At 70.9% G+C, this 26,249-nt stretch carries 24 protein-coding genes; 7 read left to right on the forward strand and 17 right to left on the reverse strand.

The window, feature by feature from the left end; all coding sequences use genetic code 11:
• Positions 1–119 precede the first annotated feature (119 nt).
• Genes KYK13_RS29820 through KYK13_RS29855 form a run of 8 tightly spaced genes read right to left on the reverse strand, consistent with a single transcriptional unit; the run spans position 120 to position 8,670 of the window.
• Positions 120–845, reverse strand: coding sequence for an SH3 domain-containing protein (locus KYK13_RS29820; RefSeq protein WP_223636529.1), 726 nt, complete (start codon positions 843–845; stop codon positions 120–122).
• Positions 845–2,722 (reverse strand): BatD family protein, encoded by a 1,878-nt coding sequence (locus KYK13_RS29825; RefSeq protein ID WP_223636531.1) that lies wholly within the window; start codon positions 2,720–2,722, stop codon positions 845–847. The genes KYK13_RS29820 and KYK13_RS29825 overlap by 1 nt, the downstream gene beginning before the upstream one ends.
• Positions 2,706–3,743 carry a tetratricopeptide repeat protein gene (locus KYK13_RS29830; RefSeq protein ID WP_223636533.1) on the reverse strand — a complete coding sequence of 346 codons (1,038 nt, stop codon included), beginning with the start codon at positions 3,741–3,743 and terminating at the stop codon, positions 2,706–2,708. The genes KYK13_RS29825 and KYK13_RS29830 overlap by 17 nt, the downstream gene beginning before the upstream one ends.
• On the reverse strand, positions 3,740–4,795 hold the full coding sequence (locus tag KYK13_RS29835) for a VWA domain-containing protein (RefSeq protein ID WP_223646834.1): 1,056 nt from the start codon (positions 4,793–4,795) through the stop codon (positions 3,740–3,742). The genes KYK13_RS29830 and KYK13_RS29835 overlap by 4 nt, the downstream gene beginning before the upstream one ends.
• Positions 4,795–5,805 carry a VWA domain-containing protein gene (locus tag KYK13_RS29840; RefSeq protein WP_370645450.1) on the reverse strand — a complete coding sequence of 337 codons (1,011 nt, stop codon included), beginning with the start codon at positions 5,803–5,805 and terminating at the stop codon, positions 4,795–4,797. Before KYK13_RS29840 ends, KYK13_RS29835 begins: the two co-directional genes overlap by 1 nt.
• Positions 5,780–6,778 (reverse strand): hypothetical protein, encoded by a 999-nt coding sequence (locus KYK13_RS29845; RefSeq protein ID WP_223636538.1) that lies wholly within the window; start codon positions 6,776–6,778, stop codon positions 5,780–5,782. The genes KYK13_RS29840 and KYK13_RS29845 overlap by 26 nt, the downstream gene beginning before the upstream one ends.
• The gene (locus tag KYK13_RS29850; protein ID WP_223636540.1) at positions 6,775–7,656 is read right to left on the reverse strand and encodes a DUF58 domain-containing protein; all 882 of its coding nucleotides are present in this window, start codon (positions 7,654–7,656) and stop codon (positions 6,775–6,777) included. The genes KYK13_RS29845 and KYK13_RS29850 overlap by 4 nt, the downstream gene beginning before the upstream one ends.
• A 24-nt stretch (positions 7,657–7,680) precedes the next feature.
• Positions 7,681–8,670 (reverse strand): MoxR family ATPase, encoded by a 990-nt coding sequence (locus tag KYK13_RS29855; RefSeq protein ID WP_223636542.1) that lies wholly within the window; start codon positions 8,668–8,670, stop codon positions 7,681–7,683.
• Positions 8,671–8,785: 115 nt separating this feature from the next.
• Here KYK13_RS29855 and KYK13_RS29860 point away from each other — a divergent pair, with 115 nt between their 5' ends.
• From KYK13_RS29860 to KYK13_RS29875, 4 genes are read left to right on the forward strand one after another with little or no spacing between them, the layout of a single operon-like run.
• Positions 8,786–9,766, forward strand: a complete 981-nt coding sequence (locus KYK13_RS29860; protein ID WP_223636544.1) for an alpha/beta fold hydrolase — start codon at positions 8,786–8,788, stop codon at positions 9,764–9,766.
• Between the two features lie 49 nt (positions 9,767–9,815).
• Positions 9,816–10,826, forward strand: a complete 1,011-nt coding sequence (locus KYK13_RS29865) for a DUF2157 domain-containing protein (protein ID WP_223636546.1) — start codon at positions 9,816–9,818, stop codon at positions 10,824–10,826.
• Between the two features lie 2 nt (positions 10,827–10,828).
• Positions 10,829–11,938 carry a DUF4401 domain-containing protein gene (locus tag KYK13_RS29870; protein WP_223636549.1) on the forward strand — a complete coding sequence of 370 codons (1,110 nt, stop codon included), beginning with the start codon at positions 10,829–10,831 and terminating at the stop codon, positions 11,936–11,938.
• Positions 11,935–12,432 (forward strand): GDYXXLXY domain-containing protein, encoded by a 498-nt coding sequence (locus KYK13_RS29875; RefSeq protein ID WP_223636551.1) that lies wholly within the window; start codon positions 11,935–11,937, stop codon positions 12,430–12,432. Before KYK13_RS29870 ends, KYK13_RS29875 begins: the two co-directional genes overlap by 4 nt.
• Before the next feature lie 16 nt (positions 12,433–12,448).
• Here KYK13_RS29875 and KYK13_RS29880 read toward each other — a convergent pair whose 3' ends face one another.
• From KYK13_RS29880 to KYK13_RS29920, 9 genes are all read right to left on the reverse strand, one after another.
• The gene (locus KYK13_RS29880) at positions 12,449–14,170 is read right to left on the reverse strand and encodes a sigma-54 dependent transcriptional regulator (RefSeq protein WP_223636554.1); all 1,722 of its coding nucleotides are present in this window, start codon (positions 14,168–14,170) and stop codon (positions 12,449–12,451) included.
• Positions 14,171–14,553: 383 nt separating this feature from the next.
• On the reverse strand, positions 14,554–15,216 hold the full coding sequence (locus KYK13_RS29885; protein WP_223636557.1) for a trimeric intracellular cation channel family protein: 663 nt from the start codon (positions 15,214–15,216) through the stop codon (positions 14,554–14,556).
• A 93-nt stretch (positions 15,217–15,309) separates the two neighbouring features.
• Positions 15,310–16,107: a bifunctional 2-polyprenyl-6-hydroxyphenol methylase/3-demethylubiquinol 3-O-methyltransferase UbiG gene (locus KYK13_RS29890; RefSeq protein ID WP_223636559.1), complete on the reverse strand. Its 798-nt coding sequence runs from the start codon at positions 16,105–16,107 to the stop codon at positions 15,310–15,312.
• A 7-nt stretch (positions 16,108–16,114) separates the two neighbouring features.
• Complete coding sequence (locus KYK13_RS29895) at positions 16,115–16,873, reverse strand: ZIP family metal transporter (protein ID WP_223636561.1); 759 nt, start codon at positions 16,871–16,873, stop codon at positions 16,115–16,117.
• 32 nt (positions 16,874–16,905) lie between these two features.
• Positions 16,906–18,135, reverse strand: coding sequence for a COG3014 family protein (locus KYK13_RS29900; RefSeq protein ID WP_370645451.1), 1,230 nt, complete (start codon positions 18,133–18,135; stop codon positions 16,906–16,908).
• Positions 18,136–18,195: 60 nt separating this feature from the next.
• Positions 18,196–18,804 (reverse strand): penicillin-binding protein activator LpoB, encoded by a 609-nt coding sequence (lpoB, locus tag KYK13_RS29905; RefSeq protein WP_223636563.1) that lies wholly within the window; start codon positions 18,802–18,804, stop codon positions 18,196–18,198.
• 14 nt (positions 18,805–18,818) lie between these two features.
• Positions 18,819–19,634 carry a hypothetical protein gene (locus KYK13_RS29910; RefSeq protein ID WP_223636564.1) on the reverse strand — a complete coding sequence of 272 codons (816 nt, stop codon included), beginning with the start codon at positions 19,632–19,634 and terminating at the stop codon, positions 18,819–18,821.
• Between the two features lie 10 nt (positions 19,635–19,644).
• On the reverse strand, positions 19,645–20,208 hold the full coding sequence (locus KYK13_RS29915) for a hypothetical protein (protein WP_223636566.1): 564 nt from the start codon (positions 20,206–20,208) through the stop codon (positions 19,645–19,647).
• Positions 20,209–20,329: 121 nt separating this feature from the next.
• The gene (locus KYK13_RS29920; RefSeq protein WP_223636568.1) at positions 20,330–21,973 is read right to left on the reverse strand and encodes a mechanosensitive ion channel family protein; all 1,644 of its coding nucleotides are present in this window, start codon (positions 21,971–21,973) and stop codon (positions 20,330–20,332) included.
• Positions 21,974–22,153: 180 nt separating this feature from the next.
• On the opposite strand from KYK13_RS29920, the gene KYK13_RS29925 reads away from it, so the two are divergent.
• From KYK13_RS29925 to KYK13_RS29935, 3 genes are all read left to right on the forward strand, one after another.
• The gene (locus tag KYK13_RS29925; RefSeq protein WP_206790174.1) at positions 22,154–22,540 is read left to right on the forward strand and encodes a PleD family two-component system response regulator; all 387 of its coding nucleotides are present in this window, start codon (positions 22,154–22,156) and stop codon (positions 22,538–22,540) included.
• A 5-nt stretch (positions 22,541–22,545) separates the two neighbouring features.
• On the forward strand, positions 22,546–24,126 hold the full coding sequence (locus tag KYK13_RS29930; protein WP_223636570.1) for a cytochrome c family protein: 1,581 nt from the start codon (positions 22,546–22,548) through the stop codon (positions 24,124–24,126).
• Between the two features lie 125 nt (positions 24,127–24,251).
• Positions 24,252–26,213, forward strand: coding sequence for a LysM peptidoglycan-binding domain-containing protein (locus KYK13_RS29935; protein ID WP_223636572.1), 1,962 nt, complete (start codon positions 24,252–24,254; stop codon positions 26,211–26,213).
• Positions 26,214–26,249 lie beyond the last annotated feature (36 nt).

Consider the following 26,249-nt stretch of genomic DNA (forward strand, 5'->3'; position numbering starts at 1 on the left):
GCCCCTCGTAGGCCATTGCCCTGGCGACGTCCAGCGAAGCGACGCCTCCCTGCCGCTCCTCTGTACGAAAGCGGTCCGCTGCTGGATTCCTCCACGGGCGGGGGTCGTTCCGGCCCCGCCTAGATTTCGGAGACGCCGTCGCGCTCGGCCCAGCCCTCCAGGCCGTTGGGCAGGCGGATGCGCACGTACTTCCCCGTCTCCTCCAGGAGCTGCACCTTCAGGCCGGCGTGCACCTCGAAGAGGGAGCGCCCCTCCGAGCGCGGCAGCTCCCTCGCCACCAGCGTAGGCGACAGCACCACGGCCTCATGCACGTTCTGGTGCACCCAGATGTGCGCGGCCAGGAGCAGCGCCGCCGGCACCGCGGCCGTGAGGCAGAGGCCCGCCACCACCGCCACCACCGTGCGGCGCATGGCGGGGAAGAGGCGCCGGAAGAGCAGCAGCGCGAAGCCCACCAGCCACGCGACGAAGAAGACCCACGTCACGGCCTCGCCGTCCGTCGCGGCCGCCAGCCGGGGAAGGAAGGCCTCGTCCGCGGAGGCGCCCACGACCTTGTCCACCTGCCGCGCGCGCGCCAGGGCCAGGTTGGCCTCCAGGTCCGCGGCGCGTCCGCCCTGCTTCCGGGCCTGCTCCAGCGCCAGCACCGCGCGGCCCAGGTCGCCCCGGGCCAGGTGCGTGGTGCCCAGGTTGTAGAGCACGTCGGGCCCGCCGAAGCCGTGGGCCAGGAGCTTCTCGTAGTGGGCCTGCGCGGTGGCGTAGTCCTCGCGCCCGTACGCGTCGTTGGCCTGCTGGAAGACGGCCTCCGCCTCCTCGGCGGTGTAGTAGCCCTGCGTCGACGCGTCGCTCATCACGCCCACCCTTCCATCACCGCCGCCGCCGTCGCCAGCACCTTGCGCCGCTCCCCCGGCTCCACCCCGCCGCCGTAGCGGCCCAGGTCGCACGCCTCCAGCACGAAGAGCACGCGCGAGCGCCGCTCCGCGTCCACGCCCGCCGCCGCCAGCTTCTCGCCCAGCGCCTCGCGCGTCAGCCCGCCGACGGGGAAGCCCAGCTGCGCCTCCAGGAAGCCCGTCATGGCCCGCTCCACCTCCACGTAGAACGCGCCCGCGTCCGCCCCCGCCTTGAGCTTCTCCGCTTCCGCCAACCGCTTGCGCGCGGCCTTCGCCTGCTGACGGCTCCGGCCCGCCTCCGAGCGGGTGGCCAGCCGGCCGCGCATGCCGCCCACGAACGCCACGCCCGCCAGCAGGCCCAGCGGCGCCAGCACGCCCGCGACGAAGAAGGGCCGCATCCACACGGGCTGCGACGGCCCCACGAAGTGCGCCTGCGCGCGCACCGGACGCAGGCCTCCGGTGGTGAGCACGTTCTTCTGCTCGTTGGCCGCGTCCGCCACCTGCGACGGCGTCATCGTCGACGGCAGCGACGACACGCCGCCCGCGCCCGCCTCCACCGTGACGGTCACCGGGTCCGTGCGCGCCACCTCGTACTGGCGCCGCACGGGGTCGAAGTAGGGGAAGCGCAGCTCCGGCAGCGTGAAGGTGCCCGTGCGCTGCGGCATCACCAGGTACTCCACCACGCGGCGGCCCTGGATGCGGTTGCGGTTGGGCGCGAGCTTGTCCGTCGTCGTCGGCTCGTAGATTTTCAGCGAGGCCGGGCCGGTGAGCTTGGGCGGGGTGACGTTCTTCACGTTGCCCTGCCCCTCCAGGATGACCTTCACCGTGATGGGCTGGCCCAGCTCCACGCGCGTCTGCGACATGTCCAGCGACATGCGCCACGAGCCCACGTTCGCGTTGGACATGTTCGGCGGCGCGCCGTTCGGCAGCGGGCGCACCTTCACCTTCAGGCCGTTGGAGACGCGGTGCACGCGGTGGCCCGCGAAGAGGAAGCCCGTGGTGATGTCCGCCTCCGCCGGGGTGATGAGCAGCGTGCCGGACTTCACCGGGAAGAGCGCGCGGCGGCGCAGCAGGTAGGCGCGGTAGGGAATGCCGTCCACGACCTTCTGCTCGCCCGTGAGCTGCGTGGGGCTCTCCACCTCCTCCGTCCAGAAGCCCTCCAGCTTCGGCATCGTCACGGCGTCCACGCTGGACAGGTCCACGCGCGAGTAGATGTAGAGCGACAGCGTGGCCTGCTCGCCCACGTAGAGGTCGTCGCGGTCCAGGCTCGCGCGCAGGAACAGGTCCGAGTCCCCGCGCGGAATCACCGGCTCGTCGTCCCTCAGGTCGGAGTCGTCGTCCCCGAACGGATCCGGCATGTTGCGGAAGTTGCGGAACGGATCCGGCAGCTGCGGCCGGCCGCCCTGCTGCGCCTGGGGCGCGTTGCCCGCGCGGCCCTCGCGAACGGTCATCGGCACGGGGTCCGTGCGGTACGTGCGCCCGCCCGCGGTGAGCGTCGCGGGCGGAATGGTGAGCTTGCCCGCGCGCAGCGGACGCATCAGCAGCTCGTGGCGGGTGATGTCCTGGATGACGGCGGGGCCGCCGCCGGACAGCGAGATGGAGCGCTGGCTGCCGCGCGACGAGGAGAGCACCTCGAAGTCGTTGGACTCGGGCAGGCGCACCTGGGCGTTGGACGGCGCGTCCACCACCACCACGGTGAGCCGGAAGGTGTCGTCGGTGCCCACCTCGTTGCGGTCCACCGTCTGGTAGAACTCGATGTCCGCCGCCCACGCCGGCGCCGTGGCGAGGAGGGCGAGCACGGCGAGCAGCGCCGTGCGACCGCTACCAGTCCTTCTCATTGGGCTTCCTCGGCTTCTTCTTCTGCTGGAAACGCCAGAGCTGGAGATTCTTCTCGTTCTGCTTCATCGCATCCAGCAGGCGCTCCGCTTCCTGCCGGTCGACGTCACCCGGCGAACTTCCGCCGTCGCGCGGGTTGGCCTCTGTCTCCTGCTCGGCATCGCTGCCACCGTCCGTGCCGCCATCGCGCGAGTCACCGTCGCCCTCGCCCTGGCCCCCGTCCGCGCCGCCATCCGCGCCGCCGTCACCGGGCCCCGCATCCCCGCCACCATCCGTGCCGCCATCCATGCCACCGTCACCGGGGCCCGCATCCCCGCCGCCGCCATCCGCGCCGCCGTCGGCACCACCGTCCTGCGCGCCGCCGTCCTGGCCGCCGTCCGCGCCACCGTCCTGGCCTGCGTCGGCGCCGCCATCCGCGCCGCCGTCCTGGCCGCCGTCCTGAGGCGTGCCGCCATCACCCTTCCGGCCGCCGTCCTCGCCCGCATCCGGACGTCCGCCGTCGTTGCCGCCGTCCTGGCCTCCGTCGGTGCCACCATCCGGGCCGTTCTGGGGCGGCGGCAGGTTGCGCAGCACCACCTCGTAGTTGTGCCGGGCCTGCGGATCCGTGGGGTCCAGCGTGAGCGCCTTGCGGTAGGACTTGAGCGCCTCCGAGCGGTCGCCCGCCGTGGCCGCGAGGTTGCCCAGGTTGTACCAGCTCTTCTGCGCCAGGTCGGGCTGACGCGAGGACTCCGCCACCTGCTTGAAGGCCTCGCGCGCCTCCGCCGTGCGGCCCAGCTTCGCGAGCGCGTCCGCGCGGTTGAACTCCACCGCCGGATCATTGGGCCGCTCCTTCTTCGCGGCCTCGAAGTCCTTGAGCGCGTCCTCATAGCGCCCGGCCGCGTAGGCCTCGCGCCCGCGCTGCACCAGCGGGTGGTCCTTCTCCAGCGGCCCCACCGCCCACGCGGGCGCAGGCAGCGCCAGCAATCCCGCCAGGCCCACCGCCATCGCTCGCGCCGCGCGCCGCCGCACCGGTTGCGTGCTCATGCGGCCCTCCGGCGCGAAGGGATGAGCGCCATGCCCAGCACCAGCAACACCAGGCCGGGAATGGCGAACCACTGGAAGCGCTCGTCGTAGCGGACGGTCACGCGGCTCTCCAGCTCGCTCTTCTGCATCTGGTCGATGCGCTCCACCACCTGCCCCATGGCCACGCCGTTGGGCTGGTAGAAGAAGGCGCCGCCCGTGGCGTCCGCGATGGCCGTGAGGCCCGCGCGGTCCAGGCGCGTGATGACCGTGTCGCCGTTGGAGTCCTTCTTGTAGTCCACGAACTCGCCGCGCCGGTCGTAGACGGGGATGGGCTCTCCGGAGTCCGAGCCCACGCCCACCGCGAGCACCTGCACGTGCGCATCCTTGAGGGCCTCCGTGGCCTCGCGCACCTCGCCCGTGAGGTCCTCCCCGTCCGACAGCAGCACCACCACGCGGTCCTTGGAGCCCCGGTCCGCGTTGTCCAGCACCTGCTTGGCCAGCCGCAGCGCCGCGCCCACGTTCGTTCCGCCCTGGGGCATCACGTCCGGATCCACCGCGCGCAGGAACAGCTTCACCGCCGAGTAGTCCGACGTGAGCGGCGACTGCACGAACGCGTCCCCCGCGAACACCACCAGGCCCGCGCGGTCGCCCTTCAGCTCATCCAGCAGCGTGTTGAGCTCCAGCCGCGCGCGGTCCAGCCGGCTGGGCTGCACGTCCCGGGCGAGCATGGACTTGGACGCATCCAGCGCCACCACCACGTCGATGCCCCGGCGCTTCGTCAGCTCGCTCTTCGTGCCGCACTGGGGCTGCGCGAGCGCGAGCCCGAACAGCATCAGTCCCAGGCCATACAGGCTGCCCTGCACCGCCGGCCGCCACACGGACACGCCGGGCGCAAGCGTCGCCACGTGGCGCTCCGCGATGAGCGCCGACAGCCGCGTCCTGCGGCCCAGCGCCTTCATCAGCGCGAGCAGCCCCAACAGCAGGCCCACCAGGAACAGCGCCAGGAACACCGGCTGCGCCAGGCCGACCTGATAGCCCAGGAGCGTGAAGCGCCAGGCCTCCAGCGTGGGCATCATGGGAACACCCGCAGGAAGGTGGCGCGCAGCAGCAGCTCCAGCGCGGCGAGCCCGAAGGCCACCAGCAGGAACGGGTGGAAGTTCTCCTTGTACGTGGCGCTGGCGCCGCCCTCCATCAGCTTCGAGCGCTCCAGCGAGTCCAGCACCTTCTGGAGGCCCTGCTTGAGGCCCTCGGGGTCGGTGGCGCGGTAGTACTCGCCGCCGGTGCGGTCCGAGATGTCCTGCATCAGCTCCGGGTTGATGGGGATCTCCGTCTCGCGCCACACGGTGTTGCCGAACAGGTCCGTGCCCTGCGGGAAGGGCACCTTGCCGCCCTTGCCCACGAGGATGGTGTAGATGGGGATGTGGAGCGACGCGGCCATGTTCGCCGCGTCCAGCGGGGAGATCTTCCCGGCGTTGTTGTCGCCGTCGGTGATCAGCACCACCACGCGGCTCTTCGCGTCCGAGTCGCGCAGGCGGTTGAGCGACGTGGCGATGGCGTCTCCAATGGCCGTGCCGTCCTCCAGCACGCGGGTGCGCAGCTGCTTGAGCACTTCCTTCAACACGCCGTAGTCCAGCGTCAGCGGGGCCTGCGTGTACGCGGCGCCGGAGAACACCACCAGGCCCAGGCGGTCGTTCACGCGGCTGGAGATGAAGTCGGTCAGCACCTCCTTGGCCACGTTGAGGCGGTTCTGCGGACGGAAGTCACCGGCCTCCATGGACGTGGACAGGTCCAACGCCACCACGATGTCGATGCCCTCCACCGACAAATCCCGCACGCGCGAGTCGCGCGACTGGGGCCGGGCGATGGCCACCACCGCCGCCACCAGCGCCGCGACGCGCAGGATGGGCAGCAGCGGCAGGAGGTATGCGCGCAAGCCCCGGCCGCCCTTCGCGAAGACGTGCGCGGCGGAGAAGCGCAGCGTGGCGCGGCGCTTGCGCTCCCAGAACGCGAGCGCCAGCAGCAGCGGCGCCAGGAGCAGGGCCCAGAGCGCCTCCGGGTTATTGAACGCGAGGTCCGGGGGCAGCATCGGGCTTGGGGGGAGCGGGAGGGACGTACGTCTTCGCGAGCAGGTCGTAGCCGAAGGCCAGCGCCTGCTTGCAGGACTCGGGGGAGGCGTCGGCGCGGGCGTACTTCACCATGTCCGACTCGGAGACGAAGCGCATCAGCGCGTCCTCCGGCAGCCCTGGCGTGTGCAGCTTGCGCAGGGACGCCATCAGCTCGGACGACGTGCACTCCAGGGCCTCGAAGCCGTAGCGCTCGCCCAGGTAGCCACGCACGATTTCAGAGAGGCGGAAGTAGAAGTCCTTCACGTGGCCGCGAGCGGGCAGGTCCTCGCGCTGGAGCGCGTCCAGGGACTGGCGCACGCGCACGTCCAGCGGCAGCAGCGGGACGACCTTCTCGCGCTTCGGCCGGTTCAGCCACCAGCGCACCAGCGCCCAGACGGCCGCGCCCACCGCCAGCGCCACCGCCAGCGCGTAGAGCAGCGTCCAGGAACGGATGGGCACTTCCTGCGGGGGCTGGTAGTCGAACAGCTCCGCGCCCTGGCCCTGCGCGTCCGGCGGCAGCGTGGAGGCCACCTCCACCGTCCGGCCCTTGAGCACGAACCGGCGCGGCCCCTCCGGCGTCGCCACGTCGAAGGTGAGGTCCGGCAGCTGCACGCTGCCCAGTTCGAACGCGGAGAAGCGCAGGCCGAACGTCGTGGTCGCGTCGTTGGCGTTGTCCTGGCGCTGGCGCGTCTGCTGGAGCAGCTCCACCGGGCCCTCGCCGGTGGGCGCCACCAGCTCATAGCGCTGGCCCTTCGGGTGCGTGAGCGTCACCTGGTAGGTGAAGGGCTCGCCGATGTGCACCTCTTCCGGCTCCACCCGCGCGGACGCGCCCGTGGGCTCCACCGTCTGCGGGGCCACGGGAGCCCTGGGCGCGGCGGGGGCCTGGGCCAGGGCCCGGGCCGCCGGCGCGCTGACGAAGAGGACGGCCGCGAGGGCGAGCGCGCGTCTCATGCCGCCATCCTCCGGGCCCGCGCGCGGAAGAAGTTCGCCAGCGCCTTGCCGTGGTCGTCGCCCGCGCGCAGCTCCACGTGGTCCAGCTCCAGCTTCTTGAACAGCTTGCGGCGCTCGTCGCGCTGGGCCTGCATGGCGCGCATGAACCGCCCGCGCACTGCGGTGGAGCTGGTGTCCACCACGAAGCGCTCGCCCGTCTCCGGGTCCTCCATCTCCACCAGGCCATGGCTGGGGAAGCGGTGCTCCAGCGGATCCTCGATGACCACCGGCACCAGGTCGTGGCGGCGGCCCACCAGGCGCAGCGGCTTCTCGTAGCCCGTGGCCATGAAGTCCGACACCAGGAACGTCACGGCCTTCCGCTTGGACACCTGCGTCAGGTACGTGAGCCCCGCGGACAGGTCCGTGCCGTGGCCCTTCGGCTTGAAGGTGAGGATGTCGCTCACCAGCCTGAGCACGTGCATGCGGCCCTTGCGCGGCGGGACGACCTTCTCCACCCGGTCCGAGAAGAGGATGAGCCCCACGCGGTCGTTGTTCGCGATGGCGCTGAACGCGATCTGCGCGGCCACCTCCGCGGCGACCTCCGCCTTGGTGCGGTCCTTGGAGCCGAACTCGTTGGAGGCGGACACGTCCACCAGGAGCATCACCGTGAGCTCGCGCTCCTCGGTGAAGACCTTGATGAAGGCCTCGTTCATGCGCGCGGTGACGTTCCAGTCGATGAAGCGGATCTCGTCGCCGGGCTGGTACTGGCGCACCTCGGAGAAGGCCATGCCGCGGCCCTTGAACACCGAGTGGTACTGGCCCGCCAGCATGTCGGAGACCACCTTGCGGGTGCGGATCTCCAGCTTGCGGATGCGGCGGATGAGGTCCTTGGGCAGCACGGGCGCGCTCTTACCGGAGGCCTTTCAGGGGACTTCCACGCGGTCGAAGACGCGCTGGATGATCTTCTCCTGGGTGAGCTCCTCGGCCTCCGCCTCGTAGGTCATCGCGATGCGGTGGCGGAGCACGTCGAAGGCAATGGCCTTCACGTCCTCCGGGGTGACGAAGCCCCGGTGGCGAAGGAACGCGTGCGCGCGGGCCGCCTGCGCGAGCGCGATGGTGGCGCGCGGCGACGCGCCGAACTGGATGTAGTCCGCCAGGTCCTTGAGGCCGTAGCGCGCGGGCTCGCGCGTGGCGAACACCACGTTGAGGATGTAGTCCTTGACCTTCTCGTCCATGTAGATGGCGTGGACGAGCTCGCGCGCGCGGACCAGGTGCTCCAGCGCGATGACCCGCTGGGCCTTGGGCGACGAGCCCCCGGCCATGCGGTCCATGATGACCTTCTCTTCATCACGGGTCGGGTAGCCCACCTTCACCTTGAGCATGAAGCGGTCCACCTGGGCTTCGGGGAGGGGGTAGGTGCCCTCCTGCTCGATGGGGTTCTGGGTGGCCAGCACGAGGAAGGGAGACGGCAGGCCGAAGGTCTGGTCGCCGATGGTGACCTGGCGCTCGGCCATGGCCTCCAGGAGGGCGGACTGGACCTTGGCGGGGGCGCGGTTGATTTCGTCCGCGAGGACGATGTTCGCGAAGATGGGCCCCTTGCGGACGGTGAACGCGGCCGTCTGCTGGTTGTAGATCATCGTGCCGACGAGGTCGGCCGGCAGCAGGTCGGGCGTGAACTGCACGCGCATGAAGGTGGCGCTGAGCGAGTCCGCCACGGTGCGCACGGTGAGCGTCTTGGCGAGTCCGGGCACGCCCTCCAGGAGGACGTGGCCGTTGCACAAGAGGCCGATGAGGATGCGTTCGAGCATGTACCGCTGCCCGACGATGACCTTGCCGGTCTCCTGGTTGAGGACCTCGACGAAGCTGCTTTCCTGCTGCACGCGTTCGGTGAGCGCGCGAATGTCGGTGTTCATGTCCCCTCTGTCGGCCTGGGCGGCGGGCAGCCTAGGGTTCCCGGGCGTCCGGCTCAACACCGCTGTGGCCCGGACATTCCGTCAAGCCGCCCCCTGCCGTAAAGGGTCACCCCCCATGTCCCGCCCGCCCCCGCCCCGCCGCTCTGCCCTCCCCCCTCGCTGGGACGCCGCCGGCCGCCCCGGCGCCCCGGGAGCCCCCCCGCCCGTGGGCCCGGTGGAGACGGGGCTCCTGGCCCAGCTGGCCCCGGCCGTGGTGCCCCAGGTGCACTGGCTGCCCGGAGGTGGCGCGGCGCGGATCCTCGAGGGGGGGCCCGCCGAGGGTGCTGCCTCCACGGTCGTCTTCCTGCATGGACGTGGGCACTCCGCGACCCACTGGTTCGCGTACCTGACGGCGCTGGCGCGGCACCACCGGGTGCTGGCCCTGGACCTGCCTGGCTTCGGACAATCCACGCCCGCCGACGTGCGGGTGCGGTCCGCGGAGGACGCGGTGCGCTTCTTCACGGCGCCGGTGGAGGAGGCGCTGGGGATGCTCGCGCCCGGGCCTGTGTCCGTGGTCGGCCACTCGCTGGGCGGACTGGTGGCGCTGGAGCTCGCGTTGCGCGGCGCGGTGCCGGTGGAGCGGCTGGTGCTGGTGGACGCGATGGGGCTGGGGCCGGAGATGCCGCGCGCCTCGCGCCTGTTCTTCCGAGCGGGGCCGGAGCGGCTGGCGCGCAACCTGGGCCCCTGGGCGATGGCCCGGATGCTGCCGCCACCGCCGACGCCCCTGGGAGAGAAGCTGGGCGCGCTGGGGTACGAGCTCTTGAGCGTGCCCGGAGGCAGGCCGGAGGCCGCGCAGGCCTTCAACGCGCTGGTGCCGCTGACGGGGCCGGTGTTCCACCGCCGCGAACGGCTGGGCGAGGTGAAGGTGCCCGTGCTGCTCGTCTGGGGCGAGCGCGACGAGACGCTGCCCGTCACCCTGGCGGGCGAGGCCGCGCGCGGGTTTCCCCAGGCCCGGGTGCTGCGCGTGGCTTGCGGACACAGTCCGCAGTTGGAGCATCCCGAGCGCGTGCTCCCCGAGCTGAAGGCCTTCCTGGACGCGGAGCGCTCCGACCCGTGAGGCGGCGCGGCGTCCCCGCCGTGATGCGAACCGGGTACAGTGCTCCGCCGTGCCGAAAGACTTCCTCGACCTGGAGGCGACGCCGGAGCGGTTGCACGCATTGGCGGACGCCCGAATCCTGAGCCCGGACGCGTACGGGCGCGCGCTGCAGCTGGCGGTCGCCTCGCCGACGCGGCCCGCGTGGCGTGCGTTCCTGTCCACGACCTTGATGGCGCTGGGCTCGCTGCTGGTGCTGGCGGGCGTGGTGTACTTCTTCGCCTTCAACTGGGCGCAGATGGGGCGCTTCTTCAAGCTGGGGCTCATCTGCCTGGGCATCACCGGGGCGGCGGTGGGCGCGTGGCGGCTGGGCGGCAGGCCCGCGGGCCAGTTCGCGCTGCTCGCGGCCGCGGTGCTGGTGGGCCCGCTGCTGGCCGTGTACGGGCAGGCGTACCAGACGGGCGCGGATCCGTATGAGCTGTTCATCGGCTGGTGCGTGCTCATCCTGCCGTGGGTGGCGCTGTCACGCTTCACGCCGCTGTGGATGCTCCAGCTCGTGCTGGTCAACACCGGCGTCATCCTCTTCTGGGGCCAGCGCATGGGGCGCTCCGATTCGCAGGAGGCGCACTTGGCGCTGATGCTGGGACTCCTCAACGGGTTCGCCTGGGCCACCTACGAGCACTTCGCCAATCGGAAGGTGTCCTGGCTCCAGGGGCGCTGGATGCCCCGCGTGCTGTCGCTCATGACGCTGACGCCGCTGGTGGGCCTGGGCATCACGTTCATCGTGAGCGAGTACGACCGCTCGCTTGACGCCGGCGTGGCCCTGCCGTTGGTGCTGGTCGCGCTGGGGGCCATCTATGCACTGCACCGGCATCTGCACGGAGAGCTGTTCCTGCTCACCGTGGGCGCGGTGAGCGTCATCGCGCTCGTCACCACGGCGGTGGGCTACTTCCTCATCCAGGTGACGCGCGTCGACGAGCTGGCCCTCTTCATCCTGCCCATCATCCTCATCGCCGAGGTGGGCCTGGCCGTGTACTGGCTGCGCCACGAGTCGCAGGCCACGGGCGTTTCGGAGGAGACCTGATCATGGCCCTGCGACCGACCATTCAAGACGTGCTGACCGGCCTCAAGGCCGAAGGCCAGGTGGACGCGGAGGTGGACGCCCGTGCCCGCACCGCGCTGGAAGTCCGCCAGAAGGCGCTGGGCGCCTCCCCCTGGTTCGTGAAGGCGCTGGCGGGGGCTGGCGCGTGGCTGTCCGCCGCCTTCCTCCTCAGCTTCTTCGCGTGCACGGGGCTCTGGAATCAGGAGCTGGCGCTCACCAGCCTGGGCCTCGTGCTGGCGGTGGCGTCGGTGTTCCTGCGCCGGACCACCCAGGGGCCCTTCATGGAGCAGCTTGCCCTGGCCGTGTGCATGGCGGGCGTGGGCGCGTTCCTGGCGGGGCTGGGGCAATGGGGGGAGAGCACCGTCACCGTCGCGCTCGCGGGGATCGTGGCGTCGCTTGCCCTGCTCGCCGTGTTCCCGGACCTCATCCTCTACTTCCTGGCGACGGCCGGACTCTGCGTGTCCGTCGGCGTGCTGGAGCTGGAGCTGATCGGTGGCGCGGGCATCGACGTGTGGATGCTCGTGTGCGCCGCGGCGCTCTGCGGCCTCCTGCTCTTCGAGCCTGCGCTTCGGCACGGCCCCCTGGGCCCCCGAGTGGGTCCCATCGCCTTCGCGCTCGCGTGCGCCGTGCCCGGGTGGCTGCTGTTCCGCAGCTTCGAGGCCGCACAGCAGGGCTTCCACTACGTCTTCCGCTTCGAGAGCGGGTTCGTGCCGAGCGCATACCTCTCGATCGTGCTGGCGCTCCTCGCGGGGGTGACGGGCTGGCGGGTGCTGCGCGAGCTGGGGCTGGCGCACGACCAGCGCGTCTGGATTCCAGCGCTCTGCGCGCTCGTGCTGCTCACGGTGATGACGCTGAGCACGCCGGGCGTGCTGGTGTCCGCGCTGATGCTGACGCTCGGCTTCCACCGCCGCAGCCGCGTGATGCTGGGGCTGGCGGTGGCGTTCCTGCTGACGTTCGGCGCGTACTACTACTACGACCTTCACATCACGCTGCTGGCCAAGGCCCTTGCCCTCACGGGCAGCGGGCTGGTGCTCCTGGCCGTGCGGCAGTTCTTCATCCGGCGGGAGCCCGCCGTGCTCACGGAGGCCCGATGAAACGCGGCGCCGTCATCTTCGGAGGGCTCGCGCTGGTGCTCGTGGCGCTCGCCTTCCTCGTCGTGCAGAAGGAGAGCGTTCTCGCGCATGGGCGGACGGTGCTGCTGCGGCTGGCACCGGTGGATCCGCGCTCGCTCATCCAGGGCGACTACATGGTGCTCGACTACGCCATCAACCAGGGCTGGCGCGAGGGCCGCGAGCAGCCCCAGCAGGACGGCAACGTCATCCTGCACCTGGACGAGCACGGCGTGGGCGAGTTCGTGCGCTACGAGCCGCCGGCCTCCACGCTCGCGCCCGGCGAGGTGCGCCTGCGCTTCCGCATCCGCAACTCCCAGATGCGCCTGGGCGCGGAGGCCTTCTTCTTCCAGGAGGGCCACGCGGAGCGCTACGCGAACGCGCGCTACGGCGAATTGCGCGTGATGGACAACGGCACCAGCGTGCTGGTGGGCCTGCGCGACCAGAACTACCAACCGCTGGGCAGCGCCATCCACTGAAGGCGCGCCCTCCTCGTCAGTCCGCTTCCTCGTTCTCCAGCAGGTCGGAGAACGGGGAGCCGTCCTCGCCCAGCGCCTTGTAGAGGCCGTCCACCTTCTCCAGCTCGCGCTTGAGCGCCTTGTGGTGGTTGCGGTTCTTCACCAGGCTCTCGCGGCCCAGCAGGCGGAAGGCCTCGTCGCGGCCCACCTGGCGGATGGCCAGGCCCAGCACCAGCCCGCGGAAGCCATCCGCGTAGTCCAGGTCCAGCGGCGTGCCGCGCCGGCGCGCCTCGCCCACGAAGGCCTGCGCCGCGGTGCGCAGCGCCTCCGGCAGCGGACGGCCACCGGGGGACTGTTCGTAGTCCAGCGCCCGCGCCACGTGCTTCTCCTGGAGCACCAGGTCGCCCGTGCCGCCCGCGTGCTCCACCATCGCCAGCGTGTACGCACGCCGCACGATGTTGTCGAGCTGCCGCAGGTTGCCAGGCCACGAGCTGGTGGTCAGCAGCAGCTCCGCCTCCGGCGCCAGCCGCGCGGAGCCCTCCGGCAGCCGCTCGCGGTGGCGGCGGTTCACCATGTACCGCGCCCAGAGGGGAATCTCGTCCTGCCGGTCCTGCAGGGGCGGCATGCGCACCGGCAGCACGTTCACGCGGTAGTACAGGTCCTCGCGGAAGCGGCCGGCGCGCACCTGCGCGTGCAGGTCCGCGTTGGTGCCGATGATGAAGCGCACGTCCGCGAGCTTCTCGCCGGTGCCCTCGCCCAGCGGCCGGTAGCTGCGCGACTCCAGCAGGTGCAGCAGGCCCGCCTGCGCCTTCAGCGACAGCTTGTCGATTTCGTCGATGAACAGCGTGCCGCCATCCGAGCGCGCCACCACGCCCGGCGCGTCGCGCACCGCGCCGGTGAAGGCGCCCTTCTTCCAGCCGAAGAGCTCCGCCATCTGGAGGTCCTCCGGCACCGTCACCAGGTCCAGCGTCTCGAAGGGCTTGCCCCTGCGGCCGGAGCGCTCATGGCACCAGCGCGCCAGGCGCGACTTGCCCGCGCCCGTGGCGCCGCTCACGAGGATGGTCTCGTCCTGGAGCGCGAAGGTCCGGAGGATGGGCAAGAGCTCCGCCATGGAGCGGCCCACCACGGGGAGGAACTCGTCCACCTCCGGCGTGGCCACCGGCCGCTGCGGCAGCGCGGTGAGGTACGGCGCGGCGATGTCCGTGAGCAGCTGGAGCAGGTCCCCGGCGTCACGCCAGACGAACTCCTGCCCCATGGCGGCCAGGCAGTCCGCCTCCAGGGAGATCATCCCCTCCATGCCCGCGGGCGTGCGCAGGGGCAGCACGCACACGTGCGTCGCGTGGCGGCCGAGGAAGCGCTGCTTGCTCTCGTTGCTGTGGAAGCCCGCGAGGCTCGGATCGCCCGTCACCGGCGCGTCCGGCGCGTGCGGCTGCACCGTGCCGATGTTCACGTCGATGGACACCGCGCACCGGTGCTCCACCACCGCGCGCCACGCCGTGGCGGACGTGAAGAAGGGCGTCCCGACGCCCGCGTCCGTCACTTCACGCGCGCCCACGTCCAGCGCCGCCAGCCGGCGGTACGCCTCGCCAGGACGCAGGTGGACGATGCCGCGCAGGACCCGGGCCCGGCCCGCATACCGACTGGCCGCCACCTCGGCCTCCGCCACGGCCAGCATCCGCCGCAACGTCGCCGCCGCCGCGGTTTCGAAGTCCCTGGAATCCCTGAGCGCAGCCATGAGCTGCGCCAACTCGTCTTGCATCCGCTCGCCTCCCCTGCGGAAGCAGCACCACCGGAGATCGGCGAAGCCGTCCAGGAAACAGGCGCGGACTCTATCGGAGATAGCGGGGAGGTGCGGATTCAGATGGAGAGCGCGGAAGGAGCGGCCCCTCCTTCCGCGCTCCGGGTGCATCTGGATGCGGTACACGCCGTTGCCGGCATGTGGCCCTCCCCCATTGCGCGCGCCGTGCCAGCAGCGCCGCGCCAATGATTTCGCGGGGTCAGGAGGAATGCCTCTCTTCGGCTGCGTCTCAATGGAACGCAGACGCGTCCAAATGGAACGCAGAAGCCGCGCCGTTGGACTTCCAATGCCTGACAGAACAGCGGCTTGCTGAACAAGCAAGCAGAAGGGTCATTCCACACCCATCAAGGAAAGTGCGGCAGGTTCCAGCCGTGCCAGACGCTGACCATGCGCAGCACGAAGCAGGCGATGCCCCCGACCAGGGCCATGGTGCGTGAAGGCCATCCCAGCCGCTGCCCCGCCAGCATCACGAACGCCCCAAAGAGCGCGGCGACAGCGTAGATGTCCGCGCGCAGCACGACGGGCACGCGGTTGAGGAAGAGGTCGCGCAGGATGCCGCCCCCGGAGCCGGTGAGGGCGGCCATGAGCACGGCCATCAGCGGGCGCAGGCCGAAGTCCAATGCCTTGCGAGCCCCGGCGATGGCGAACAGGGACAGCCCGACGGCGTCCAGTGTGACGAGCAGCAGGGGCGGCACTTCCGTCACGAAGCGGTGGAGCAGGAGCACCGTCGCGCCGCCCGCGAAGGCGACCACCGCGTAGCGCTCGTCCCGGATGGAGATGGGCGGCGTCGCGCCGATGAGCAGGTCGCGAAGGATGCCGCCGGCCAGCGCGGTGGTGAACGACAGGACCATCACGCCCAGCGGATCCAACCCGCCCGCGATGGCCGCGATGGCGCCCTCCACCGCGAAGACGTAGGTGCCCGCGAAGTCGAGCCCCCGGAGCAGCCGCGCCTCGCGGCTCTCGATGCGCACCTTCGCCTTCGTCCCCACCCCCCCGGAGGGTTCCATGGCGGTGACGCTAGCACCCGCGCTCCGGAGGCCCACGCCCCGGCGCGGGCGCACCATCCACCGAACGACACCGGGAAGGCGGCGCGGCGGTCGTCAGCCCCGGGGGAGCGCGTCCGGCTTCAGGACGAAGACGCGGTCCAGGCGCCGGCTGCCGCGGCCCACCGGCGAGTCCAGGTCGTAGTCGAAGTCGAACGTGGCCGCGGCGCGCAGGCCGGACTTGCGGAACAGGCGCCTCACCTGGGCCTCGTCGTACGTGCGGAAGTACCACGTCGTCTCGATGAGCCAGTCCTTGTCCGGCCCGGTGACGCGCAGCCGGTTGCGCATGGGCGAGCGGCGCAGGCGCTTCTCCGGCAGGCCCTCGTGCGTGTTGCACACGACCTTGTCCGGGCCCACCTGCCCCACCCAGCGCTCGTGCTCAGGCCCCGAGCGCGCGTAGTCCGTGAGGTGGAAGCCCAGCACATAGATGCCGTCGGGCTTGAGCAGGCGCCGGGTGCCGGTGAGGTGCTCCACCGCGGCCTTCTCGCTGTCCAGGTAGCGGAAGGTGGAGACCAGCGTGTGGGCCAGGTCCACGCGGCCCTCCAGCGCCGGGTCGAAGAAGTCCTCCATGCGCGCCTGGGACAGCTTCACGCGGCGGCGCTCGGCGGGCGTCAGGCGCTTGCGCGCGTGCGCGAGCATGGCCTCCGACAAGTCATAGCCCGCGACCTTCAGGCCCCGGCCCGCGGCCTCCGCCACCAGCCGTCCCGCGCCGCACGCGGGCTCCAGCCACTGGTTGCCCCCCGTGCCGTAGCGCCGGCTCAGCGCCTGGAGGAAGTCCGCCTCCCGCACGGTGTCCGTGCCGAAGATGGCCTCGTAGTACTCCGGGTGCTCGTACCAGTCCTTGCGTCGTTCCATGGTGCCTTCAGTGGTCCGTGTGCCCCAGGACGCGCGCGAGCACGAACATCACCAGCAACCCGGCTGCCAATGCCACCAGGTTGCGTCCGGGCTTGTCCCTGCCGTGCTTGTTCACGTGCGGCAGCAGGTCCGATACGGCGATGTAGAGGAAGGTGCCGGCGGAGAACGCCAGGGCCTTGGGCGCCAGCGACTGGAATTTCATCACCGCGTCGAAGCCGAAGTAGAGCACCGCGCCCACCGGCACCATCAGGCCGTACAGCGCCGTGTACGCCAGGATGGTGCCGCGCTTCTTGCCCTCCGCCTGGAGGATGGACGCGAGCGACAGCGACGAGGGCACCTTGTGCGCGGTGATGGCCAGCAGCGCCATGGCGCCCACGCCCTCCTTCACCGAGGACCCCAGCGCGATGCCGTCGAAGAGCGTGTGCGTGGACAGGCCCAGGAACGCGCTGAGCCCCAGCGCGTGGCCGTGCACGTGCTCCGCGCAGTCCGGCGGCTCCTCGCAGGCGTGCGCGACGAGGTAGCGCTCCAGCACCAGCACGAAGACGAACCCGATGGGTACGAGCGCGAAGGCCCACCACCCGCCGCCCTCGTAGGCCTCCGGGAGCATGTGGAAGAAGGCCGCGCCGAACATCACGCCCGCCGCGAAGGCCAGGAACGTCACCAGCCGCGTGGAGTGGTCATTGAAGATGACCACCCCCGCACCGGCCAGCGCGCTCACCACGACGATGAAGGAGTACAGGACGACTTCGGCTACGACCGGCGACATGGGGCGCGCACCCTACTCCCAAAACGACGCCGTCAGTAGCTTCGCACCACCAGCACGGTCACCCGCCCCGGCTTCACCTCCACGAAGTGCGTGGTCGGCCGGCCCGGCGCCTCCACCTGGACAGCGTGCCTTCCCTGGGGAAGCCGGAAGCGCGCCACCTGGAACTCCGCGGGCAGTGAAAGCCAGGAGCGCAGGTCCGCCTGGTTGCCCGCGTTGAGCACCAGGAAGGTGAGGAACCCCAACTCCTTGCTCTTGGTCAGCGCGCCCACGCCCGCGGCCAGGCCCGCCTTCGCCACCGCGCCCGCGAGCTGCTTCGCCAGCATGCGGCCAATGCGGTCGTTCAGGTGCACCTGGGCCACGCGCGACAGCGACGTCACCGTCACCGCGCGCTCCGCCTGCCCCTCCACCGACACCCGGACCGGGGGGGTGCCGCCGCGGTCCCGGTACACGGGCACCTCAATCAGGTCGCCGGAGTCGCCGTAGTTCCGCGACGCGCGCTCCTTCTGCGGCGACAGGCCCGCCTCCACCACCACGACGAGCTGCCCGTCGCCGGGGGCCAGCGGGGCATGTGCCACGTCCGGGAACTTCTGGGACAGCGTCGCGTAGGCGTCGTCGCGGCCCGTCTTCTTCGCGAGCCGCAAGAGCGGCTCCACCAGCCCGCCCAGCCGGGGCTCCAGCTCGTACGCCTTCATGTAGTCGATGAAGGCCGAGTCCCAGTCGCGCTGGTCCTCGTACAGCACGCCGCCCAGATAGCGCGCGATGGCGAGCTGTTCGTACGGCTTCTTCTCGTCGACGATCATCTTCTCCAGGCGCTCGTTGACGCGGCGGACCTCCACGAGCGCGTCCTCGTCCCGGCCCAGCTCCGTGTAGTTGAGCGCCTGGAGGACGGAGATCATCAGCTTCTCGAAGTCCTCGCCCCGGTAGGCGCGGCGCCGCTCGTTGCTGAGCAGGACGCCGGCCTCTTCGCTCACGGAGGTGATGTCCAGCTGGGCGCTGAGTTCGTCCGCCTGGGCCAGCACCTTCGTGCTCTCCTCCCACTGCCCGGACGCGTGCAGCACCATGCCCTTGTCCAACAGCAACAAGAGCTGGTCGCGCTCGGGGGACTCCTTCTGCTCGGACTCCAACTCGCGCAGGGCGCGCGGGTAGTCAGAGGACTGGTACGCGGCGCGCGCGGAGGCCGTGCGCGCCACGTAGTCGCTGGCGCAGCCCGTGCCCAGAACGCTCAAGGCCAGCACGAACAGCAGGCCCCAGCGCGCCGCCAGGGAGGCGGAGACGCGCGGGGCCTGGATTGCGATGTCGGGGGGGTTGGACACGGCGAACGGCTACCAGCTCACGCCCTGCTTCTCGAACTTCTTGCGGATCTGCTTCTCGTCCGTCCACGCGATCGTGCCGGTGCGCACGTCGTTCAGCTTCGCCGTCATCTTGTAATAGACGAGCTTGTCGCGGCCGACCTCCTGGATGATGGACGCGAGGTCGCCCGTCATCAGGAAGTCCACGGACGCCTGCTGGCCCGGAGCCTTGGCGGCGTTCGGGTTCACGTAGCCGGACTGCTGGTACTCGTACTCCTCCGCGATGTCCTGGCGCGCCTGCTGGTCCACCAGCGCGAAGCGGCCCGTCTGCGCGAGCGCCGTCTGAATCTTGTCCCCCAGCGAGCGCATGTCGATGTGCTCACTGGTGCTGTTGCGCAGCTTGCCCACCAGCACGATGGGCAGCGGCGCGCCCTGCGGCGGCTGGGCGAAGCGCGGGGCATTGGCGAGCGACTCGGCCATCTTCTTCGCGATGAGCTGCAGGTCGTTCTCGTTGAAGCGGTCGCCCAGCATCTCGATGGTGTTGGGGTCCTCGTAGGTGCCGCGCGTGAAGGCGCGCGGGCCTCCACAGCCGGCGAGCGACACGGCGACGAGGGCGGACAGCAACAGGCGGCGGGTGTTCATGGTCGGGTCGACTCCTAGTTCCATTCGCATTCGAAGCGGCTGCCTTCGAAGTTCCACTTGTAGGCAAGCACCGCGTCGCGGCGGTAGCCGGCCGTCAGCCGGCAGAGGCTCTGCAGCGAGGCGCGCGGATAGTCGAAGGTGTACGTCTGCGCCTTCGCGCGCTCCTGCGGGGTGAGCTGCGAGGGGTGCGTGAGCGTGGGGCTGGCGCTGGCCACCACCATCACGCGGTGCGGGCCGTACGTCTTGAGCGGCACGTTGCCCGGCAGCTGGATGCGGCGCACCGTGCGGGCCACCATGATGTCGCTGCGGTCCACCATGGTCTCGTGGGTGTTGCGGCGCTGCAGCAGCTCCGGGATGTTCGCGGAGAACACGCGGGTGATGTCGCCGTCGTCCACGAAGAAGTAGAGGAACGCCTCGCGCGCGGTGCGGCTCTCCCCGGTGAAGTCCAGCGTCACCAGCAGGTTCAGCGCCCGGTTGGGCGCCAGGCCGTGGCGCGACACCGCCGCCAGCACCGTCTTGTCCACGCCCGCCTTCTTCAGGCGGATGAGGCCGTCCGCGCTCGCGTCGCAGGCGCAGCGGCGCTCTTCAATCATCTTCACCAGCTGCGCGGGCTCGAAGCCGGCCTGGGACAGCCGGGTCAGCTCCTCGTCCGTGAGCGGAAGCTGGTCCGACCGCTCATAGATGCGCGGCAGCTGGTTCGGGTCCCACTGGATGATGTTGTAGGTCTGCACGTCCCCCGACGGGAACGGCAGTGACACGGGCGGCGCGGCGGCGCGGGGCGCCTGGGCCGTGGTCAACGCGACAGCGGCGGCGAGCAGTTGAGCGATCATGGCGTTTCCGTCAGAACCGGTATCCGACGTTCATGAACAACCGGTTCGTGACTCCTCCTCCCCCAATGGGGATGTCCGGCGAGTAGTGCAGCCCCATGAGCACGCGGTCGCGGCGATCCAGGAAGAGCTCCGCGCCCAGCTGCGGCGACAGGGCGAACCGCAGGCCCTCGCCCTCGGGGATGACCATGGCGCCCGCCTTGAGGCCGAGTGTGAAGGCCAACGGCCAGCCCCAGGTGCGGAAGGTGGGGCCCACGTTGCCGATGAAGCGCCCGCCGTCGAAGACGTACGCGCCGCTGACGTCCAGGCGGTACCAGTCATCTCCCCAGAGGGACACGGTGGCGCCCACGAAGAGCGGCGGGCCTTCCGGCGCGCCCCGGGGGTTCTCCTGGGAGTTGATGGCCGCGCCCCAGTCGAACTGGAGCGACACGCCGCGGCGGTTGTCGCCGTAGCCGCCCTTGCCGTACTCCGACTCCTCGGGCCCGTCGGTGCGGCCCCGCTCCTGGGCGCTCGCGGTGAGCGGCGCGGCGACGGCCAGGAGCGCCAGGGCTCCGCACAACGTGACAGGACGCTTCATCTCTTTGCACTCCCCAGCGAAGGTGCGACTGCTCTTGTGCGCGTATACGCAGCGACGGGCGACATATTCATCGTGTGGCGAGCGTGCGCGCAAGCGCCCGTTTTCCCAGGGCCCTCCCCTTTCAGGCCCGGGGTTCCGGGGCGCCCCGGATGGCGTCCTCCGGGTCATCCCGGGAGGGCTGGAGCTGCTTCGCGGGGCGGGACTCGCTGCGCACCATGGGCAGCCACTCGGGCCGCGAGCGCAGGAAGACGACCAGCCGCTCACGCACGAGGAAGCGCAGGTCGCCCAATTTGCTGGAGTTGGCCGCGCTCACCAGGGCGCGCACGGTGAGCGTCTTGTCCATCACGTCGAAGACGACCAGCGTCTTCACCCGGCCGTCCCACAGGTGCCCGGCCTCGTTGGCGAGGATGCGGTCCAGCTCCGCGCGCAGCACGTCGATGTCCGCCATGTAGTCCACCTGGAGGATGACGGTGCCCATCATCTCCGGCGAGCCCTTGCTCCAGTTCTGGAACGGCTTGTCCAGGAACTGGTTGATGGGGATGACCATGCGCCGCTGGTCCCAGATGCGCAGCACCACGTAGGTGAGGGTGATCTCCTCGATGGTGCCGAACTCGCCCTCCACCAGCACGTTGTCGCCGATGCTGACGGGCTGGGTGATGGACAGCTGGATGCCGGCCAGCAGCGAGGACAGCGACTTCTGCGCGGCGAGGCCGATGGCGAGGCCGGCGATACCGGCGGAGGCGAGCAGCGACACGCCCACGTTGCGCACGACCTCGAACTGCATGAGCAGGAGCGCGGCGGCGATGACGTAGGTGGCCACCTCGAAGACGGCGCGCAGCACGGCCAGCTGCGTGCGCAGCGAGCGCGCGCGGGGGTGGGCGCTGGACTCGGAGGTGACGCGGCTCTGGACGTAGGCCTCCGACACCCGGAGGAAGCGCAGGATGAACCACGCCACCGCGGTGATGGTGAGGGAGTAGCTCACCCGGTCGCTCAGCAGCTTCAGCCTGGGAGGCAGGAGCAGGAACGAGGTGCCCAGCGCCAGCAGGATGGCGAAGAAGGGCAGCCGCAGCGGCCCCCGCCCCGCGCCGACGAGCTGGTCATCCCAGGTGATGCGCGTCCAGCGCGCCACCCGCAGCGCGGCGGCCAGCAGCGCCTTCTCCAACAGGTACGAGAAGATCCACGCGCCCAGCAGCGTCACCGCCAGGCCCAGCCACTGCCACAGCTCCAGCCCCAGCACCGTGCGGTCGAAGAAGACGGCCGGCAGCGTCTCGGTGAGCAGCGGGCCGTACTCCTCGAAGAGCGGGTCCACCATCTTCACGGTGGGCTCCGACACCACCCAGGTGGGCGTGTTGTCCACGCTGATGCGCTGCAGCCGGATGGGCACGCTTTCGCCCTTGAGCGGGATGGCCCCCAGCGACACGAAGCGCGAGCTGGGCGACTCCCCCTCCGGCGTCTTCGGCAGGACGGACGTGTCCACCGACAGCTCGCGGTCCAGGACGAACTTCAGCTTCCGCGCCAGCTGGGCGCCCTGCGCGGGCTGCTCGTCGGCGGGGAGGTGGTCCAGGTAGAGGTAGTGGGCGGCGCGGGCGTAGTCCCCGCGATGCACCGCGTCCAGGAAGCCCTGCGCCGTGGCGCGCGGCGACGTCCGGTCGAGGTCCTGGGGGACCTGCCCCAGGCCATTGTTGAGGGCGAGGACGGGGAGGCCCCCGAGGACGCACCCCAGGAGGAGAAGGGCCACCAGGACCCGGGAGGCATGGCGCTTCATGGGCGCCTCCATACTCTTTTTCGGGCGGTCGCCGGAGAAAGACGGTGGGTGTTTCCGAGCCCGCCCGGCCGCTGGGATGCCCGGGGTCGAAAACAGGAAACCCATACCGGAACGCGACACGGGAAAGCATTGGTGCGCCGCTGGGTGGTGGGCTAGAACCGACCCCCAAGGAAGGTCGCCGTGTCCGAAGAGAAGCGAAGAATCCTCCTCATTGACGACAGCGAGATCACCCTCGCCATGGAGAAGGCCGTCCTGGAGGCGCGGGGCTATGAGGTCGTGGCCACCTCCACGCTCATGGAGTTTGAGAAAACGCTTCAGAGCTGGCGGCCGGACCTCATCCTCACGGACATCCACATGCCCGAGGCGAAGGGCACGGACATCTGCCGCACGCTGAAGAACGAGTACAACACGCAGGACATCCCCATCGTGTTGTTCTCCAGCCTGCCGGACGACGAGCTGTCGAAGCTGGCCGAGCAGGTGGGCGCGGACGGCTGTCTCTCCAAGGTGAACGGCCTGGAGGCGATGGGCGAGAAGATCGACGAGCTGGTGCAGAGCATCCTCTGGTGATGACGATGCGCGCGGCCGTCCTCGCGGTGCTCGTGAGCGCGCTCCTCGCCGGCTGCAGACGCCAGGAGCCGCGCGCCCCGGAGAGCGGCGCCGGCCCTGCCCCCACGCATCAGCAGGCGGCCTCCCCCACCCCCGCGGCGCCTCCGGGCGCGGTGCTCTTCATCTCCGCGGACACGCGCGGCTACCTGGGCCCCTGCGGCTGCAGCGAGAACATGCGCGGCGGCATCGGCCGGGCGGCGTTCCAGGTGCAGGAGGCGCGCAAGGGCGGCCAGCCGGTGCTCTACATCGACGGCGGCAACAGCCTCTTCGGGGAGACGCACCTCAAGCCGGACCAGGTGCCGCAGGAGGAGCGCAAGGCGAAGGCGCTGGCGGACGCGTTCCGCACCATGGGCATCGCCGTGCGCGCCACGGGCGAGCTGGACGACACGCGCGGCGGGGCCTTCCGCCAGGGGCTGGGGCTGCCGGAGCTTCCCCCGGGCGGCGTGAGGGTGCTGGACGCGGGCACGCGCAAGGTGGGCGTGGTGGCGGCGGCGTCCGGCCAGGCGCTGGTGAAGGCGAGCCAGCAGGCGCGCGAACAGGGCGCGGACTTCGTGGTGGGCCTGCTGGACCAGCCGCTGGAGGCCGCGCAGGCCGCCGCAGCGCTGCCGGGCCTGGCCGCGAACCTGGTGGTGGCCACGCACAGCGCCGGTGAGTTCTCCGCGGAGGAGAACCGGCTGGTCCGCTCCGACGTGCCGGTGGTGGCGGTGCAGAGCAAGGGGCGATCCCTGCTGCGCGTGGACCTGACCTACGCGCCTGCGAAGGGGCCCTTCGTGCTCCAGCGCTCGCAGGGGGACGTGGAGCGAGAGGTCACGGCGCTGGAGCAGCGCATCGCGCTCCTGGACAAGGAGATTTCACTGCCCGGCATCGAGCCGAAGCTGAAGGCGCTGAAGCAGGGCAAGCGCGACGAGCTCTCCGCGCGCAAGCAGGGCCTCCTCACCGCGCCGCCCGCGGCCGCCACGGACGTCAATGGCTTCGCGCTGCGCTTCCTTCCGCTGGAGTCGAACCTGCCCACCGCGCCGGACACGCAGGCGCTGGTGAAGGCGTACGACGCGGACGTGGGCCAGCTGAACCTCGCGTGGGCGAAGGCGCACGGACAGGACTGCCCGGCCCCGGTGAAGGGCCAGGCGGGCTTCGTCGGCAGCGCGGCGTGCGCGGACTGCCACCCGGACGCGTCCAGCGTGTGGGAAGGCACCCAGCACCACCGCGCGTGGAAGACGCTGGAGGAGGCGGGCAAGCAGCACCACCTCAACTGCATCGGCTGTCACGTCACCGGCTGGCAGAAGCCCGGCGGCGTGTGCCGGCTGGACAAGGTGTCGGGCCGCGAGGACGTGGGCTGCGAGAGCTGCCACGGCCCGGGCTCCAAGCACGTGGACGCGCCAGGCCCGGCCACCATCGTGGGCAAGCCGGGACAGGCCGTCTGCGTCAGCTGCCACAACGCGGAGAACTCGCCGCACTTCGACTTCGCCGCCTACCTTCCGCGCATCCTCGGCCCCGGCCACGGCGGAACGGGGAAGAGCGGGCAGGCAGGGGAGCCCCCGTCGAAATAGCGTCGCTCGGTCCTACGGTGGGTCCTTCCCGGGGGCACACCGAGCGACTTGTTGTTTGACTGTCAAGAAAGCTGGCGAATACTGCGGCCTTCGCCTGCTTCTGGGCGACCTCGCCTGGCGTTCCCATGCCGCCTCTCTCATTCCTCCTGCTGACCCTGGCCTCGGTTCCCTCCTCGCAGGGTGTGGCGCCGTCACCGGTGCCGCCGCCTGGCGTGCATGCGGTGGCTCCCAAGGAAGCCCCCATGCGGATGGCGGCAGGCAGCCTGGCCTCGCCGCCCTCCCCCATGGAGGAAGGCGAAGAGACTGAAGAGGTGGAGTCCGAGTCCGCCGAGTTGGAGGAGCTGCGCGCGCTGGAGGGCGCGACGTTGGATCCGGAGGCGAAGCCGAGCGCGGAGATGATGCACTCGCTGCGGCGGCTGGGCCTGACGAACCCGTTGCGGCTGCGAATGCTGGACGCGCTGGAGGAGCCCACCTTCCGCGAGGACGACACGGCCCCGCCGCTGGCGCGCATCACCGACCTGGCGAATTTCGATATTTCGCAGGTGAAGGACCGCTACGACATCCCGGTGGACATGCAGCCGCTGGTGGCCGAGTACATCCAGTTCTTCCAGGGCCCCGGCCGCAAGTGGTTCCGCAAGTGGATGGCGCGCTCCACGCGCTACCTGCCGGTGATGCAGCCCATCCTGGAGGCGAAGGGCCTGCCCCGGGACACGGTGTACCTGGCGATGATTGAGAGCGGCTTCTCCGCGAACGCGTACTCGTGGGCGCACGCGGCGGGGCCGTGGCAGTTCATCTCCAGCACGGGCAAGCAGTATGGCCTCAAGCAGGACTTCTGGGTGGACGAGCGGCGCGACCCCATCAAGGCCACGCAGGCGGCGGCGGCGTACCTGAAGGACCTCTACGGCGAGCTGGGCCACTGGTACCTGGCGTGGGCGGGCTACAACACGGGCTCGTACCGGGTGCGCAAGATGGTGGAGCGCTACGGGACGAACGACTTCTGGGTGCTGGCGGAGGAGCGCGGGCTGGCGAAGGAGACGAAGCACTACGTGCCCAAGCTCATCGCCGCGGCGCTGGTGGCGAAGAACCCCACCGCGTTCGGCTTCTCCGAGGACGAGTTCCAGTACGAGTCCACGCTGGAGTACGACGAGGTGAAGCTCACGGACGCCACGGACCTGGACGTGGTGGCGCGCGCGGCCGGGGTGAGCGTGACGGAAGTGCAGGAGCTGAACCCGGAGCTGCGCCGCTGGTGCACGCCGCCGGCCACGGCCTCGAAGCCCTACATCCTGAAGCTGCCGCGCGGCACCACGACGCTCTTCGCGCAGAACCTGGCGAAGCTGTCGCCGGCGGACCGGCTGACGTTCCGGGTGCACACGGTGAAGAAGGGCGACACGCTGTCGCAGATTGCCCAGAAGTACGGCACGGCGCCGGAGGCCATCCTCCAGATGAACCGGCTGAAGAGCGCGCGGGTGCTGAAGGTGCGCGCGGAGCTGGTGATTCCGGTGCCGGCGAGCGGCCGGGGTGGCAGCGGTGACGCGGGCGTCAGCGGCGCGCTGGCGTCGAAGGTGGCGCAGGCGCGGCGCAGCGGCGTGGTGGCGACGCGGCCGGAGGACGAGGTCCCGGCGGGCACGCCCCGCGGCCCCGTGGCGGCGGGCCCGGTGAAGACGGAGAAGGTGGACGGCAAGACGCGCATCACCTACGGCGTGCAGGAGGGCGACAGCCTGTGGCTCATCGCCAACCGCTTCCAGGTGTCGGTGGACGACCTGAAGAAGTGGAACAACCTGCCCAAGCGCAACCGCACGCTGTCGCTGGGCACGGTGCTCGCCGTGTGGCCGCCGGAGTCCAAGGGCGCGGCGCCCGCGAAGGTGGAGGAGCGCGGCGGCACCATCGTGGTGGCCAACGCGGTGGCGGGCCAGGCGCCCGCGGGCCCGGGCACCAAGGGCAAGGTGCACACGCTGGCCGAGGGCGAGACGCTCTGGTCGGTGTCGCAGCGCTACAACGTGTCCGTCGAGGACATCATGAAGTGGAACCACATCAAGGACCACCGCACGGTCCCCACCGGCAAGCTGCTGTCGCTCAGCGCGCCGTAGCGGCAGGAGTGCATGGCGCGACGGCCGGGACCTTGC

It is taken from the genome of Corallococcus sp. EGB, assembly GCF_019968905.1.
In the GTDB taxonomy this organism is placed as follows: domain Bacteria; phylum Myxococcota; class Myxococcia; order Myxococcales; family Myxococcaceae; genus Corallococcus.